Below are 15,119 nucleotides of genomic sequence, written 5' to 3' on the forward strand. Positions count from 1 at the left end.
GTGGTAATAAGTCAAGAGAAAAATAAATTATTTTAGACTCGGCTTTTGATCATTTAGATGTTTAAGGGCGCACTAAATAAACACTCGTGAAATCGCGTTTTTTTCACGAACTTTATTAATAATTAGCTCTATTTTGTTCGTCTTTTATCTATGCAACACCTCCGGTGGCGTATAGAGTTGGTGATTGCGTAGTAGCACATCCACCAGACGCACTAATTTTCTTGCGGTTAAGACGAGGGCACGTTTGTGCTGATGTTTAGGTACTTCTTGGAATTTCTTATGATAGAACTGGGCATATTCAGGTAAATAACGTTTAACAGAGTTGGCAGCTTCAACTAGGTAATAACGCAAGAACCGATTGCCCCGATGAATCATCGGTGTGTTTTGGGACGAACGTTTTCCCGACTGATTTTCCTTCCAGGATAACCCGGCATACTTGGCGATTTTTGCTTGAGAATCAAAGCGTTCAATCTGTCCGATTTCAGCGATGATTCCAGCAGCATAGACCGGACCAATACCAGGAATAGAAGTTAAGCACTGATATTCTGGTAGGGTTTGAACAATATCTTCAATCCCTTTGTCGAGCTCTTTGATTGCTTTTTCAAGTGATCGAATCTCACGGACTAAGACAGCCAGCACGATATCAATGGATTGGGCATGGACCTTAGAGAGACGATAACTAGAACGAATGGCTTTTTGGATTGTTTTAGCTAAGTCTTCGGGTGCTTTGAAGCGTCCCCGTCCTAGTTTTTGAATTAATTGCCCAAGTTCTTCTAAAGGCATATTAGCCAGGTCATCCAGTGAATAGTCTTCGGTCATGAGTGAGATGACGGTAGCACTGAGGGCAGTCGTGGAATGCCCATCTTCCTTAAGATTCATCGAAAGCGTATTACATTTATAGTAAAGATTTTCTAGGAAGTGTTGCTTGACTGTGGTGAGTTGCTTGATTAATTGATAGCGAGACCGTGTAAGGTGCTGTAAGGCGATGTATTGGTCTTCCTTTAAGAAAGAGAGATTAAACCTTTGGATTCGCAAGTAATCAGCAATATAGAACGCATCTAAAGCATCGTTTTTATTTTCGGAGAAAACTTCACGATATTTCTTGATTTTGCTTGGTTCTTCAATTGTGACTACCACATTCAGCTCACTCAGCTCCGGGTCTTCTTTGAAGAAGTAACCGGGATGAAAGCTATAAGCTGATGTGGATTCCATGCCGATGACGATTCGATCAAAGTGATAGTCCTGATAAGCTTGAAGAATCCATTCTTTCAGTTCAGTGGCACCGTCGTGATCATTTTTAAAAGAACGTTCTAACAAAACAGAAAATTGTTCATCATCCGTTAAACAACAGACATCTAGCTTAGCTAGACTAACATCTAAACCGACATATAAGTTCATGTGAGGGACCTCCTTTCGATAATATTTGGAAATTGCTTGGTTACTGTGGGATATCCCAGGATACCATTGCCTATAACAGCCTCGCTTAATAGAATACTTATCACGCTGATTCAAGCTGCCACTCGCCTACTAGCGGGTGTGAACCAGGGTGGAAACAGCTAGTGTGTTGGTTGTGACATCAATGGTCTGGGTTACAGACTTAAGAAGTAGACAAAGCCACAGGAGTGAACAGCATATTCCCGTAAGTCCCTTTCCAAGACTTATTATCCTACAATATCTCACAGTAACCAAGCAATATAAAGGGACAATTGAACATTTTATGAATTGAAATGAGGCTGAGCTAGCGCGCTTCGCTTGCTTGCCATTGTCATCCTGTTCGATTTCTTCGAAATCGTCCAGTCTAACAACGGATAGCCCCTTATTTATGACAGAATGTTCGGTAAATCAAGAGAAACAGAGACGATCAGAAGGGTGTGAAATGACCTTCTAAATATATATTACGAGGAGTGGCTTTCATGTATAAACATTATAACACATCTGATTGGTCTTTCGTATTAAATCTAGATTTTGATATCTCTAAAAATCACGATGCTCGTTTCATTAGCTTATTCGTTGATTCAATCCCTGATAGTGAATTGCCTAAACCTACTTCCACAGGGCGTCGAGGCCATCATCCACGGATGATGTTAAAAATGATTCTCTTCGCTTATTCTAGAGGCGTTTATAGCGGACGGAAAATCGTTCAAATGAATGAGGAAATGATTCCGATGAAATGGTTAACCAATGATCAGTATGTCGGTTACCATTTCATTAATGATTTCAGAGTGCATCCTTCAACCGCAACTTTAATTCGTAAAGCTTTCGTTCATTTTTATTCTCTCTTAAAGGAACACCATTATGTTGACGAAGAGGCTATTTTTATAGATGGGACCAAGTTAGAAGCCGATGCGAATCGCTATTCCTTTGTTTGGCGTAAGTCTATTGAAAAACATGACGCTAAATTGAATAAAGAAGTGGGTGCACTATACGATGAGTTGGTAAATCATGAGATCAATTGTGCATTATAAGAAGATGAGCTTCAATCGAGTGTAGGTATTGAAGCCATGATTCAGAAAACAACAGAAAAAATAGAACAATTAAATGAGGAAATTAGTGAAGAACCTAAAAGCATACCGGGGGGTTCTTCTAATAAACGAAAAAGACGATGGGTTAAAAAATACCTTAGAAAGCTTTCAAAGGATTATCTTCCAAGAAAATATAAATATGAGGAAGCAAAGAATCGATTTGATGGTCGAAACAGTTATTCCAAAACGGATCATGATGCCACTTTTATGTGTATGAAAGAAGATGCGATGAAGAACCGTACCTTAAAACCGGGTTATAATCTTCAAATTGCCACTCAAAATCAATTTGTCTTAGCGTATGACCTTTATCCAAATCCATCCGATACACGCACACTGATTCCGTTCTTAAATTCGAATGACCTTTTCCATAAGTTTAACTGCATTGTGGCTGACGCAGGTTATGGGAGTGAAGAGAATTACCAACATATTATCGATGATATGAAAAAAATACCCTTAATACCGTACACCCTATATCGAAAAGAACAAACTAAAAAATATAAAAATGATCCCAAGCTTCGTCATAAGTGGCGCTATTTTGAAGACCTAGATTGTTATGTAGACGATCAGGGGGTTCAATTCAGCTTTAGCCATTACAGTCAACGAAAAGATAAAACAGGTTTTGAACGTGAATTTAAGGTTTATAAAGCAGACAAAGTGCAATTAACACCGGAATTAGATAAATTGGCCTTAACACCATCCGGTAATCAACGGATGATAAGTGTCAATCAAGTCTGGGACTACTATAAAAGTAAAGCCAAAGAATACTTAGAAAGCGATTCAGGTTGCCAACTATATGCTCAACGTAAAATAGAAGTTGAGCCTGTTTTTGGTCAAATGAAGCGCAATTTTGGTGTGCGAAGAGTTCATGTAAGAGGAAAAATTGGGGTTTCAAATGATATTGGAATCCTGTTAATGGCAATGAATTTAACTAGGTTAGCAGAAATGATAAGAAGAAAAGGAAGGGGTTCTCTTTCCTTTTTTTATATTTTCTTAAAATTAATAAAAACCGAGAAACATCTCATCTTTTTGAAATGTTTCTCGGTTATTTTTGAGACTTTTTGCCCAGCCTCTTTAAAACTGTAATTAATTTGTTTCGCTTCGCTATTAATGATAAATAGGTACTATTTGATACTGATCATTTACTTTACCTTTTTCTTGTAAAACATTTCTACACTTTCATAATCCGCCTCTGGATCATATTCAGCTTTCGTTCGCGCATCCGATTCTTTTTTCTTTTGAATTAATTGTTGATTAATTGTTTTTCTAGAAAACGGTAATCGTTCACGAAACCAATGTTCACTTGAATGGACTTCTGCATCCAGCGCCCGTTTATAAATTTTATAATTAAACACTAAAATTACAATCAATAGGCCCAGAAAAATAATCCACAACATAAAATTCCTCCATTTATTTAGTCGGTTGACTTTTCATTAATTTCTGTTGTTCTTTAGTTAAAAACTGCCCTAATACTTTTGTTGATTGAATAATATTAACAAATGCTTTACTGTCAGATTCTAAAACTGCTAACTGTAAATCATGTAATTCATAACGATTAATGACTACCATAATTAAGTCACGTTTATCGCCTGTATAACCTCCACGGGCTTCAATGACTGTTGAACCTCGAATTAAACGCGTTCGGATACTAGCAGTCACTGCAGCCGCATCATTGGTCACGATAAAGGCAGTTAATCGTTGTTCTCCAGTATGAATCGCATCGATCATACGTGAAGTTACAAAAATAGTAATTAAAGTAAAGATAGCCGTTTCTAAATTATACAACAAACCAGAACCAATAATAATTATCGAATTAACTAATAACGTCATCATTCCAACATCCCAACCGAAAGTTTTCGATAAATAGAGCGATAATATATCGAACCCCCCACTTGACATCCCATACTTAATCGTAATACCTGTTCCTAAACCCGTTAAGACACCACCAATGACTGCATTAATGAGTGGATTTTGAGAAACGTATGTTAAGGGAAATAAATTGGTGGCCAATGAAGAAAAAAGAACGACTATTAAAGTCATAACAGTAAATTCTTTTCCTAGTTTTAAATATGCTAAGATAATCAACGGAATATTTAAGATGAAATAAAGATTACCGGTGGTAAAGATAGCTGCTAACGCCGTTTCACGGGTAAAATAATTGATTATTTGCGCTAAACCAGGCGCTCCTGCACTAAAGATATTGCCAGGAATTAGAAAAAATTTCATTGATAATCCAAAGATTAATGCGGATATAACAGCAATAAATATTTGAAAAAGAAATTCGCCTCTGGATGCTCACTTAAATATTTATTTATCATTTAACTTACCCGATTTCGCTAGATTTACCTAATTTCTCAACTAAAGCAGGAATTAAACCACGAGCAATACGTGCTCCATAGACTACCGTCTCATATAGTGGAGTGACATCTTCGCCAACACGAATAATATTTCTTAAGAAAATTTCACCATCCATTGCTAAATGTAAAGTATAATAACCGGTTTTCATTTCATTTAATTCATTGATTAAGTCTAAAGCTTCACCACGTTTATTGTAATCATTTAATAGATGAACATGGCGATAAATAATTTGACTATCGACATATGGATCTTCACTTTCTTGAATTATAATTTCGACCATTAATAATTTTGTTTCACTTGCCTTAAACTGCAAGCGATATAAATGGTGTCCATTTTCAATTTCTTTATAGTTAGCTGGTATTTTCTTCTCAGCTAAGATCTTGTCAAATGCTTCTTTAATTTTAGACATATAATCTTCCTCTCTGAATGTCATTTATAGGAAAGCTCCCACATTGATTAATTATACTATACATTGCATTTAAACTAAAGTTAAAATAGGACGTCTATTGAAGGTGTTAAGGGAGTGGGCAAGAAGTAGAAAATCAGTTGATTTTCGATTCGTCGGCCTACCCCCGCACAGTTGAGTAGGCCTCAAACAAGTCGTTAAGACGCAGTTTGAGACCACTCAACCACTGCGCTTATAATTATCGAGCAATCACTTGATAGAATTTATCAAAATTGTCTTTAACCTCGTTAAGACGCAGGTTGAGGCCACTCAACCACTGCGCTTTTAATTAAATAGATATGCCTGAACAGAATTTTAAAAATTTTTGCCCAGCCTTAAACAAAAATAAATTGGTCACCCATTCAGTCTAATTTTGAATCCCTAAGGCTTTTCTAATGAAAATTGATTATGCCACTTTAATTATTAACCGAATTAACCAAAGTCACCGACCTAAAAAAATTCATTTTAATTCATGACGTCATTATATTGATCAAATTAACTGATATATACTTGATTTAAGTAAAACCGATATTGTTGTAACCATGAAATATTAACAACTAAGTCAATATTTTATCAAAAATCGTAAAATAGTGTCTTTCATCTCTTCAATTTCCACGACTTCTTGATGTCGAATTGGCGCATCAAAAAGATTTTTAATGGCAGACGGCACTTCAATTTGACTGATTTCAGCCAACTTTTCAATTAATTGACGTCCAGATAATTGAGCAGTATTGACTTCCAATGCATGTAACACACTTTCTGGGAATTTATAAGGGCTGGCAGTGCCTGCAATGACCGTTACATTTTGTAGATCTTGTGATTGAGTTTCCTTTAGATATTGTTGATATACTGCATATGCGACAGCCGTATGTGGATCAAGAATATAATGATTGTCTTGATAAACCTCTTTAATGGTCGTAGCAGTTAAGACATCATCTGCTTCATTAGCATAAAAATCAGTTAATTGTTCTTTAACCGTCTGAGTAATTTGATAGCTTCCTTTTTTAATTAATTGTTCCATCCATTCTTTGGTTGGCTCATCCTGACGCTGATTCAATAAATAAATCAGTCTTTCAAGATTACTTGAAACAAGAATGTCCATTGATGGTGAACTTGTTAAATAGAAAGGACGTCTTCTATCATAGATACCCTCATTAAAGAAATCGACTAATACATTATTGCGATTAGACGCACAAATAAGTTTTTCAATTGGTACCCCAATCAATTTGGCAAAATAAGCCGCCAAAATGTTCCCAAAATTCCCCGTCGGCACCGAGACATTTATTTGATCACCTGATTTAATTGCACCATTTTTTAATAACTGAGCATAACAATATACATAATATACTACCTGTGGCACTAATCGACCAATATTAATGGAATTGGCACTGGAAAGTAAAAAACCTTGTTTTTTAAGTTGTTTGTTTAATGCTTGATCATTAAATAATTCTTTTACTTTTGTTTGAGCGTCATCAAAGTTCCCTTTAACTGCCACTACCTTAGTATTATTCCCCTCCTGTGTGACCATTTGGCGTTCTTGAATGTCACTAACGCCATCTTTAGGATAAAATACCACTATTCGTGTATTGGGTACCTCGCTAAAACCAGCTAGAGCTGCCTTTCCGGTGTCTCCAGAGGTAGCCGTTAGAATGACTATTTCTTCTTCTATCTTTAATTTTTTAGCAGCAGTGGTTAATAAATACGGTAAAATCGATAAAGCCATATCTTTAAAAGCAATCGTATTCCCATGAAATAATTCAAGAATCGATACTTGTTCATTAATAGCTTTTAAAGGGGCAATCAATTCATTATCAAATTTATCATCATAGGCACGATCCACACAATAAGCTATTTCATCTTCCGTAAAATCAGTAAAAAATGCTCCTAAAACTAATTTAGCAATTGTTTGATAAGAGGCATCTTTTAAGTCGTCCCAATCTAAGTCAATTGTTGGCATGGTCTCTGGAAAGTATAGTCCTCCATCATTAGCGATACCTTTTACAATGGCTTGGGCGGCCGTTAATTTATTCTGATTATTTCTTGTACTATTATATAAAATTTGTGTCATTACCATCCCTACTTTCTAAGAATAATCATACTAAATTCTCATCAAATTGTCACTTAATTCCGGTAAAATTAAGTAAAAAAAAGACATATTAGTTTTTTTAGACTAACATGCCCCTTTTCTGCCCCATTCATTTTTGAAGAATGTCTAGAGCCTTTATATATATATGGATTAAGCTTCTGCAGCAACTGGATAAACAGAAACTTGTTTATGTTTTTTACCTTTACGTTCAAAGCGTACAACACCTTCAACTAAAGCGTATAATGTATCATCGCCACCGCGACCTACATTGTTACCAGGATGGATTTTAGTACCGCGTTGACGGTATAGGATAGAACCACCAGTAACTGTTTCGCCGTCAGCTGCTTTAGCACCTAAACGTTTAGCAATAGAATCACGACCGTTTTGAGTAGAACCCCCACCCTTTTTAGTAGCGAATAATTGTAAATTTAATTTCAACATGAGACAGCACCTCCTATGGTATAAATTTTGAATTTTGAATTTTTACGAATTCAGGATAACTTTCAGCAATCACTTCTAAAGCAAACACTAAATGTGATAATAATAGTTGTGATTGTTCAGTTTGTTTTTTGGTCAATTCAGTTGGTAAAGTTATTTTTAAATAACCTCCATCAACTTCGTTCACTTCTGTTTGAACGGGAACTTGGATTAGTTGATGTAATGAATTTTCGACCGAAATCAGTTGACTTGAAACAGCTGCACAAACAATATCATAACCTGAATCAGCATAACCTGCATGTCCGGTTGTAATAATTTGTTGAATCAATTGTTTTTCATCAACCATTACTTTTATCTTAATCATAATTAAGCGTTGATAGCGTCAATTGTTAATTTTGTATAAGGTTGACGATGACCTTGTTTACGATGTGAATCTTTACGACGTCTGTATCTGAAAGTTACAACTTTCTTTTCACGACCTTGTTTTTCAACAGTCGCTTCAACAGTTGCGCCTTCAACTAATGGAGTTCCTACTTTTGTAGTTTCGCCACCTACTAAGATTACTTCATCAAAAGTAACTTTGTCGCCTGCTTCTACATCTAATTTTTCAACAAAGATTGATTGACCAACTTCAACTTTAATTTGTTTACCGCCAGTTTTAATAATTGCGTACATTAAAGCACCTCCTATATTATATTTACGGGTTTCCCCTACACTTAGACTCGCCATGTTAAGTGCCATCAGGTCTTAAAACTCAACTTGTGCGGTTGCAGATGTGGTGCTACACAAATACAACATAAGTATCATAACAAATATGGCCTTTAGTGTCAAAGGTTTTTCGAAAAAGAAATGTAAATTATTCTGGTGTTGTTAAACTATATTACCCAAGGTGGCATTACCCTAACATTTACAGTTGCTTATTGTTTATATCATTCATCAAAAAGGGAGTGGGCAAGAAGTAGAAAATTAAATAATTTTCGCTTCGTCTGCCCACCCCCGCAAAGTTGGGAGTAGACCAGAAGTAGAAAATCGAATGATTTTCGCTTCGTCGGCCTACCCCCGCAAAGTTGAGTAGGCCTCAAACAAGTCATTAAGACGCAGTTTGAGGCCACTCAACCACTGCGCTTTTACTCATCGAGCAATCATCACTTGATTGAATTTATCATATTTATACCCAATCTCATTTAGACGCCATTTGAGACCACTCAACCACGGCGCTTTGAATTAAATAGATATACCTGAACAGAATTAAAAAAGTTTTTGCCCAGCCTTCCAAGCCTTACCGATTTAGTGTAAAAGGAAGATATTTTAAAAATTTCATTATAGGTCAATCTCTTGCTTACCATACTAATCAATCTTTACGCAATCACTAAATGGTTTTAGTCCAAAAATTAATTAAATAATTATGTAGTTTTCATATCCTAGCCAAGATAGTAACGCTTTAGAAGGAAAATACATTAAAAATGATAATACAATATTAAAAATTAAGGTTGGCCAAAGTTGAGTCGCTAAAAATTCAGTTAATGTGATAATAGTATAGCCTACTTCTCGATAAAAAACGAAAACGATAAATTCTGTAATAGTTATCGCAACAATAAATAACATCATATGTAAAATAGTATTTTTAGGAAAATACTTTTTAGTCTTTAAGATTAAATAAGTCACTATAAAGTAAATCGAGGCATAAATACCCAAAATGGTTGTATTATAACTATCTGTTAAAAAGCCAAAAATTAAAGCATTAATCAGAATCGATTCATCACGAAAGTAAAAGGCAAAGAGTGTTAAAATATATAACGCCATATGCGAAACTATGGTCTGGTCATTTCCTAAAAAAGCAACCGGAAAGATTGCAGGTAAAGCTGAATCAATAATGATACTAAAAAATAAGAAAAAAGGTAAAAACCACTTTATTCTGCGATCACGATTAATTTTCACTTACATCACTCTGCCCTTCACGCATAATGACGGTCACAAATCGAATATCAGTCATTTCACCAGCCGGTACAATTTCAACCGTCTGGAATAAACCATAATCATCCATACGCACATTGGCCACTTCACCTATTAATAGCGTTCTCGGTATGATACCGCCCAATCCCGATGTAATAACCATATCTCCTTCTTTCACCTCTGCTTCAGGATCTACTTGAGTCATAATATAACGCTTCGTTTTGCGATCATAAGATGAAACAATTCCATTAGCTGAGCCGCTCTTAGATTGAATATTAGCTGATACCATACCAGCATTTGATTTTTCAGAGGTTAATAATAAGACTTTGGAACTATTAGCGTTGACTTCAATAATCCGTCCAACTAATCCATTACCTGCCATAACGGCCATATTTTCTTTAACACCTTGGCTTGAACCAACATCAATCGTTAAAGTTTCCATCCATTGATCAGGGTTACGAGCAATTACTGTAGCATTTTGAACCGTAAATCCTCCTAAACTTTCGTTTAGTTTTAATTCTTTACGCATTGCTTCATTTTCAGCCTCTAAGTCTGCCACTCGCACTTGTAATTCATATACTTGATCAATTTTAGACTTTAATTGTTGATTTTCTTCAAAAGTATTGATTACTTTATCAACAGAATTGACGAATTTGACAACGACATTGACCGGTTCAGAAAACACTCGACCCGTCCAAGATGCCGTATCATTTATCGCACTCGTGAAAATATTATTTGTTCCTTTGGTCATTGTATATGCAATTAATGACACCATCATAATCGTACTTAATAATATTCCGATTAATTTTTTATTATTCATCTACGATCCTCTTTCTCTACTCTTTTCAAGTTTAACGTCTATCACGTTCAGCTAATCGAGCTTGATTTTCCATTTCTTTGAGAAGTCTTCCCGCACCTACGACTACTGTATCCAATGGTACTTGTACTAAATGAACCGGAATACCAATCTCTCTTTGTATCCTTTCAGGTAAACGACGTAAAAGTGAACCACCACCGGTTATCACAATACCCGATTCCAATACATCCACCGCTAGTTCAGGTGGCGTTTCTTCTAAAACTTGTTTAATTGCAGTAATAATAGGATTAATCACTTCATCGATTGCTTCAGCAATGACATTCGCGCGTACAATTTTTTCTTCAGGTAGACCGGTCGCTATATTGCGACCTTTAATCACTCGGTGATCTTTTTCATCATCTTTGGTAAAATTCGCATTACCAATGGCTAATTTTATTTCTTCAGCTGTCTGCATGCCAATAACTAATTGGTAACGATCACGGACATAATCTAAAATAGCCTCGTTCATTTTATGACCACCATAGACAATGGCGTTGCCTTTAACGATTTCGCCATAAGAAATAACGGCAATATCCGTCGTGCCTCCACCAATATCAACTACCATTTTACCTCGTGGCTCATAAATAGCTAAATTGGCACCTAAAGCCGCAGCGAAGGGTTCATCCACTATCAAAGCTTTTCGTATTCCAATATCTTTTATCGCATCAATCACTGCGCGACGTTCTACTTTAGTAATGTTACTTGGAACACAAATAACAACATCTGGTCCTGTAAATGAGCGGTGTATCGCTTTTTTTATGAAATGGGCCAACATTTGCTTAGTTAAAGAAAAATTAGCAATGACGCCATCCTTCATAGGACGAATGATTTCATAATTATCCGAGGTCCGTCCGACTAATTGTTCAGCTTCTTTACCAAATGCTACTGCTTCTTTTGTATCTTTCTTAATTGCAACAATAGAAGGCTCACGTAAGGCTATCCCTTTATTTTCAATATAGATTAACGTATTCGCTGTTCCTAAATCAATGCCAAGACGTTGTTTGCCAAAAAAAGCCATTGTAACCCTCCATTCATCTACTTTGCCAACAAGGCTTCTAGCTCGTTACATTATAACAAAATTTTTCTATAAAAACTACTTGAATTCATTGTATAAAAGAAAATATCAAAAAAATTAAGAATTAAAAAGAGACTGAAACCCTTTCCTATTCTTAATGAGACATTGTATCTGATTTAAGAATAGTGTTAAGTTTTCAGTCCCATAATGATTAAAAGTTCATTAATGTAATATAGTCATAACCTTTAATGTTTTCTTTACCATTTAATTCATCTAATTCAATTAAGAATGCACAGCCGGCTACAATACCACCTAATTTTTCAACTAAATCAATGGTTGCTTTAATAGTCCCACCTGTAGCTAATAAGTCATCGGTAATTAAAACACGTTGACCAGGTTTAATCGAGTCTTCATGGATCGTTAGTACATTTTTTCCATATTCTAGTGAGTAGTCTACTTCAATCACTTTACGAGGTAATTTACCCTTTTTACGAATCGGCACAAAGCCAATTTCAAGTGCGTAGGCTACTGGACAGCCTACAATAAATCCTCTTGCTTCTGGTCCAACCACGACATCCACTTCTAATTTTCTTGCATAATCAACGATTTGTTGGGTTGCATAAGCAAAGGCTTTACCATCTGCCATTAACGGTGTAATATCTCTAAAAATAATTCCTTCTGTAGGGTAATTATCTACACGCGCAATATACTCTTTTAAATCCATCAATTTTTCCTCAATTCATTAATATATTGTTTTATCTGTTCAATTGTTTGATAGTTCAACAATTCTTCAGTTTTAAATGACTGCTCATACAGTTGGTACCCTTTTGATTCTACTAAATCCACTTTTACAGTTTTATCTACGGGTAACGGTACGGTCAATCCATCCTTCATTATAACAAACTTCACTTCAAAAAACACTTTAAAAATACATTTTAATTTAGTAACAGGTAAATTCATTTGTTGACTTAAAACCTGTATCGCCTTTGATATATCAAAACCTTTTTTTGACCTAAAATCCAACGATAAACAGCAGCAAATTCTGCTCTTGAAGGCATTCCAGCTAACCATTTCGATTCTGTTAAATAAACACCTAAATCGACTAATTTGATATTAGAATTCAACATCAATCGATTAAATTGTTCAATATTTTTTGGGGCTTCTATTAATGCAATATGCGATAAATCTAAATTTAGTGCTTGATTATTCAGCCATTCATCATAACTAATCATTGTATTGGATGGATGAACTCGGTCTGCTAACCATTTTTTTAAATTAGGTTGCTGGTAAAAAAATACCGTGTTTCGATTTTTTAATAATGCATCATTAAATTTACTAGAACGAAAATCACGAATCATAATCCCTTTGACTTTAGCATCCAGTACTTGGATTTGTACTTGGCGATTCCCTTGCCATTCATTTATATCTAAATAACCGATTAATGAGAAAGTTTCATCTAAGTTAATTGGACTAAATAAATTCGCTTTGGAAAAACCTATCCCTTCAATACTAGTATCATCTTTATAAATCGAAAATTTAATATGTTGATGTTGATTACCTATGACTCTTTTTTGTTGTAGTTCCACATCATTAAAAGCAAATACTGGTTTAGGATTATCCATACCAAAAGGCGCTAATAATTGACATTCTTTAACAAACTCCTCAGTCACTATTGTTAAAGGGAGTGCCATATCAACGTTTAAAGTTTTAGGTTGTTCGAAAACAGCTTGATAATTGGCCATTGTTGATAGCATGGCTGTTTTAAAATTTTCCCATTCATTTTCTAAAACAGTTAAGCCTGCTGCTTGGCTATGTCCTCCGAATTGGGCTAAATAAGTTTTATTTTCAGTTAAACAGTCAAATAAATTAATTCCTTCAATTGACCGACCACTTCCACGAAAACGTTGTTCAGCTTGTTGATATTCAAATATGATTGTTGGACGATGATAGCGTTCAGTAATCTTACTCGCGACAATCCCTAAAACGCCTGCTGGCCAATTAGTCGCAGCCGCGATAATAATCGGTGGTAAAGTAGCATACTGTTCGATTTGTTCCATGACTTGTTGGGTGATGTCATTAACAATCGCTTGTCTTTTTTTATTTTGTTCGTTCACTTTTTGAAGTAAGTGATCAGCTTCAATATCATCGATTGTTTTTAGTAATTCTAGTGCAGGAGTTGGATCGCCTAAACGTCCCACCGCATTGAGTCTGGGTCCCACTACAAATCCAATCGTATCAGCATTAATTTTTCTTAAATCAACTGATTCTTCCACTAACATTTTTTCAAGACCAATCCGCAAGGTCTCACTCATTAGTTTTAAGCCACTCTTTACAATCGTTCGATTCTCATCCGTTAGAGAAACCAAGTCAGCGACTGTCCCAATTGCCGCTAATTCTATACTATTAATCGGCAACTCTCCTAATAGAGCATGCGCCAATTTTAATGCTACACCTGCACCACTTAATTCGCCAAAAGGATAGTGACCTTCGGGATGACGTGGATGAATAATGGCATAAGCAGAGGGTAACGTTTCTTGTAGTTCATGGTGATCCGAAACAATCACATCGACCCCTTGACTCTGTGCATATTCAATTGCTTCATAACCAGCCACTCCATTATCACAAGTTAAAATGACCCGTACGCCTTCTTCAATAAAATGTTGATACCGCTCGATATTTGGACCATAGCCATCGATTAAACGATTGGGTAAATAATAGGTAAAATTTGCCCCTAATTCTTCTAATGCTTCTATTAAAATTAACGTACTTGTGATACCGTCTGCATCATAATCACCATAAATTAAAATTAATTCACCTGCTGCAATTGCTTGATGTAATCGTTCAATCGCACGCTCCATTTGATAAAATAAAAACGGATCATGATAAAGTTGTGGTTCTGGATTTGTCGCTTCTAATATCTTATCCACTGAATCCAGCCCACGATTAATACATAGACGAAGAAAAGCGGGAGAAAAATCTAATCCCGCTGCCTTCATTGTATCTAATTGTTCATCAATTTTCCCGTCTGTTACCGGTATTTGCCAATGATTTTCAATTAAATTCATTTTAACTCTCCATTATTCAGAAAACTTAGTGTCCTCTACTTGTAAAGTATTATTATTTTTTACTTTTAAATCATTAATTTGACTACGTAAATGAGAAATTTCTTTGTCTTTTGCTGCTAATTCTCTTAAATTCGTTTCTTTTAAAGTATTTAATTCTTTTACTGTAGCATTTTTAGATTTTTTCTGTCCTGAAATAGCTGAAAATGAAGTAATTAAACCGACAATGACTCCCACTAATAAACTTAATAAGATAACTAATACAAGCGGAACAGTAAATTTAGCAAAAAACAAGTCAATTGGAACAGTACTTGTATTTTGTAAAGCAAAAATCACCACTAAAATTAAGATAATGATCGAAACAATAAGTTTCCATTGATTTTTCAT

Annotated in this window: 15 protein-coding genes, 1 pseudogene and 1 other annotated feature; of the genes and pseudogenes, 1 reads left to right on the top strand and 15 read right to left on the bottom strand. The window is 35.3% G+C overall.

Going from position 1 to position 15,119, the window contains the following annotated elements; translation table 11 throughout:
* Nucleotides 1-144: 144 nt before the first annotated feature.
* The gene (locus tag LB888_RS00005; protein WP_318752279.1) at nt 145-1,398 is read right to left on the bottom strand and encodes an IS110 family transposase; all 1,254 of its coding nucleotides are present in this window, start codon (nt 1,396-1,398) and stop codon (nt 145-147) included.
* 515 nt (nt 1,399-1,913) lie between these two features.
* On the opposite strand from LB888_RS00005, the pseudogene LB888_RS00015 reads away from it, so the two are divergent.
* Nucleotides 1,914-3,605 (top strand): annotated as a pseudogene (locus LB888_RS00015) (IS1182 family transposase).
* A gap of 56 nt (nt 3,606-3,661) precedes the next feature.
* Here LB888_RS00015 and LB888_RS00020 read toward each other — a convergent pair.
* The 14 genes from LB888_RS00020 to LB888_RS00085 form a co-directional block, all read right to left on the bottom strand.
* A complete protein-coding gene (locus LB888_RS00020) occupies nt 3,662-3,916 on the bottom strand; it encodes a hypothetical protein (RefSeq protein WP_318753108.1) in 255 nt (84 codons plus the stop codon).
* Nucleotides 3,917-3,929: 13 nt separating this feature from the next.
* Complete coding sequence (locus LB888_RS00025) at nt 3,930-4,745, bottom strand: YitT family protein (protein WP_318753109.1); 816 nt, start codon at nt 4,743-4,745, stop codon at nt 3,930-3,932.
* A 97-nt stretch (nt 4,746-4,842) separates the two neighbouring features.
* Nucleotides 4,843-5,286, bottom strand: a complete 444-nt coding sequence (locus tag LB888_RS00030; protein WP_078755299.1) for a hypothetical protein — start codon at nt 5,284-5,286, stop codon at nt 4,843-4,845.
* Between the two features lie 598 nt (nt 5,287-5,884).
* Nucleotides 5,885-7,390 (bottom strand): threonine synthase, encoded by a 1,506-nt coding sequence (thrC, locus tag LB888_RS00035; RefSeq protein WP_318753110.1) that lies wholly within the window; start codon nt 7,388-7,390, stop codon nt 5,885-5,887.
* 168 nt (nt 7,391-7,558) lie between these two features.
* The gene (gene rpmA / locus LB888_RS00040) at nt 7,559-7,849 is read right to left on the bottom strand and encodes a 50S ribosomal protein L27 (RefSeq protein ID WP_066127071.1); all 291 of its coding nucleotides are present in this window, start codon (nt 7,847-7,849) and stop codon (nt 7,559-7,561) included.
* Nucleotides 7,850-7,862: 13 nt separating this feature from the next.
* Nucleotides 7,863-8,210, bottom strand: coding sequence for a ribosomal-processing cysteine protease Prp (locus tag LB888_RS00045; protein WP_276645556.1), 348 nt, complete (start codon nt 8,208-8,210; stop codon nt 7,863-7,865).
* A gap of 2 nt (nt 8,211-8,212) precedes the next feature.
* Entirely contained in the window at nt 8,213-8,521 is a 309-nt protein-coding gene (rplU, locus tag LB888_RS00050; protein ID WP_066127078.1) for a 50S ribosomal protein L21, read from the bottom strand.
* A 33-nt stretch (nt 8,522-8,554) separates the two neighbouring features.
* Nucleotides 8,555-8,625 (bottom strand) — a sequence feature (ribosomal protein L21 leader region).
* Nucleotides 8,626-9,241: 616 nt separating this feature from the next.
* Nucleotides 9,242-9,784 (bottom strand): rod shape-determining protein MreD, encoded by a 543-nt coding sequence (gene mreD, locus LB888_RS00055; RefSeq protein ID WP_066124855.1) that lies wholly within the window; start codon nt 9,782-9,784, stop codon nt 9,242-9,244.
* Entirely contained in the window at nt 9,774-10,619 is an 846-nt protein-coding gene (gene mreC / locus LB888_RS00060) for a rod shape-determining protein MreC (RefSeq protein ID WP_071409140.1), read from the bottom strand. Before mreC ends, mreD begins: the two co-directional genes overlap by 11 nt.
* A gap of 31 nt (nt 10,620-10,650) precedes the next feature.
* Entirely contained in the window at nt 10,651-11,673 is a 1,023-nt protein-coding gene (locus LB888_RS00065; RefSeq protein WP_318753111.1) for a rod shape-determining protein, read from the bottom strand.
* A gap of 208 nt (nt 11,674-11,881) precedes the next feature.
* Complete coding sequence (locus LB888_RS00070; protein ID WP_078755294.1) at nt 11,882-12,394, bottom strand: adenine phosphoribosyltransferase; 513 nt, start codon at nt 12,392-12,394, stop codon at nt 11,882-11,884.
* Nucleotides 12,394-12,741 carry a single-stranded-DNA-specific exonuclease C-terminal domain-containing protein gene (locus LB888_RS00075; protein WP_318753112.1) on the bottom strand — a complete coding sequence of 116 codons (348 nt, stop codon included), beginning with the start codon at nt 12,739-12,741 and terminating at the stop codon, nt 12,394-12,396. The genes LB888_RS00070 and LB888_RS00075 overlap by 1 nt, the downstream gene beginning before the upstream one ends.
* A complete protein-coding gene (recJ, locus tag LB888_RS00080; protein ID WP_318753113.1) occupies nt 12,639-14,735 on the bottom strand; it encodes a single-stranded-DNA-specific exonuclease RecJ in 2,097 nt (698 codons plus the stop codon). The genes LB888_RS00075 and recJ overlap by 103 nt, the downstream gene beginning before the upstream one ends.
* A gap of 12 nt (nt 14,736-14,747) precedes the next feature.
* Nucleotides 14,748-15,119: a lipopolysaccharide assembly protein LapA domain-containing protein gene (locus LB888_RS00085; protein WP_071409144.1), complete on the bottom strand. Its 372-nt coding sequence runs from the start codon at nt 15,117-15,119 to the stop codon at nt 14,748-14,750.

This window comes from Globicatella sp. PHS-GS-PNBC-21-1553 (genome assembly GCF_033564055.1).
GTDB classification, from domain to species: domain Bacteria; phylum Bacillota; class Bacilli; order Lactobacillales; family Aerococcaceae; genus Globicatella; species Globicatella sulfidifaciens.

Coding starts and splice junctions, on each gene's coding strand:
- LB888_RS00065 (WP_318753111.1), bottom strand. CDS start 11,673: ATGGCTTTTTTTGGCAAACAACGTCTTGGCATTGATTTAGGAACAGCG.
- thrC (WP_318753110.1), bottom strand. CDS start 7,390: ATGACACAAATTTTATATAATAGTACAAGAAATAATCAGAATAAATTA.
- recJ (WP_318753113.1), bottom strand. CDS start 14,735: ATGAATTTAATTGAAAATCATTGGCAAATACCGGTAACAGACGGGAAA.
- LB888_RS00085 (WP_071409144.1), bottom strand. CDS start 15,119: ATGAAAAATCAATGGAAACTTATTGTTTCGATCATTATCTTAATTTTA.
- rplU (WP_066127078.1), bottom strand. CDS start 8,521: ATGTACGCAATTATTAAAACTGGCGGTAAACAAATTAAAGTTGAAGTT.
- LB888_RS00030 (WP_078755299.1), bottom strand. CDS start 5,286: ATGTCTAAAATTAAAGAAGCATTTGACAAGATCTTAGCTGAGAAGAAA.
- LB888_RS00005 (WP_318752279.1), bottom strand. CDS start 1,398: ATGAACTTATATGTCGGTTTAGATGTTAGTCTAGCTAAGCTAGATGTC.
- LB888_RS00045 (WP_276645556.1), bottom strand. CDS start 8,210: ATGATTAAGATAAAAGTAATGGTTGATGAAAAACAATTGATTCAACAA.
- LB888_RS00070 (WP_078755294.1), bottom strand. CDS start 12,394: ATGGATTTAAAAGAGTATATTGCGCGTGTAGATAATTACCCTACAGAA.
- LB888_RS00025 (WP_318753109.1), bottom strand. CDS start 4,745: ATGAAATTTTTTCTAATTCCTGGCAATATCTTTAGTGCAGGAGCGCCT.
- rpmA (WP_066127071.1), bottom strand. CDS start 7,849: ATGTTGAAATTAAATTTACAATTATTCGCTACTAAAAAGGGTGGGGGT.
- LB888_RS00020 (WP_318753108.1), bottom strand. CDS start 3,916: ATGTTGTGGATTATTTTTCTGGGCCTATTGATTGTAATTTTAGTGTTT.
- LB888_RS00075 (WP_318753112.1), bottom strand. CDS start 12,741: ATGGTTAGCTGGAATGCCTTCAAGAGCAGAATTTGCTGCTGTTTATCG.
- mreC (WP_071409140.1), bottom strand. CDS start 10,619: ATGAATAATAAAAAATTAATCGGAATATTATTAAGTACGATTATGATG.